1 protein-coding gene is annotated in these 417 nt (G+C 62.1%); it reads right to left on the reverse strand.

What is annotated here, in order from left to right:
- Nucleotides 1-206: 206 nt before the first annotated feature.
- The coding region (locus tag AC5Y49_RS24850; protein WP_499892030.1) for a hypothetical protein at nt 207-417 on the reverse strand (211 nt) is incomplete at its 5' end.

Genomic DNA, 417 nt, shown 5'->3' on the forward strand with positions numbered 1-417 from the left:
ACCCCCGGTAAAGGGTGGATTTGTTTTTGTTTCGTTCCGCCCACTGCTTTTAGGCGATGGACCGTGGTTGGAGTCAAGGTGGAGCGCCCGCAGCGCCAGCGAGGACGAACGACCTTGACTCCAACCACGGTCCATCGCATGCTGTCGGGCCGGGGGTGGACGAAGCGGAAAGTGTTGCGGTTCAACTCATGTGGACCTCATTTCAGTCATCGAGAGTTTAGGCGGGCCAATAGGAGTGGGGCGTGCCGGCGCCCAGCCTTATCTGGGTGCGCGGAGGTATCCGGCGACATGATGACCGATGGGGTGCCCGGCTGTGCGGGTGTCCCGGTGAAGGTCACCCCGGTGATGTCGGTGGCCACTGAGGACAGTTTGATCCCGGCTTCGAGCACCTTCTCCAGACGCTGCACCTCGCGGGTG

The organism is Mycobacterium sp. NGS62 (assembly GCF_059812285.1).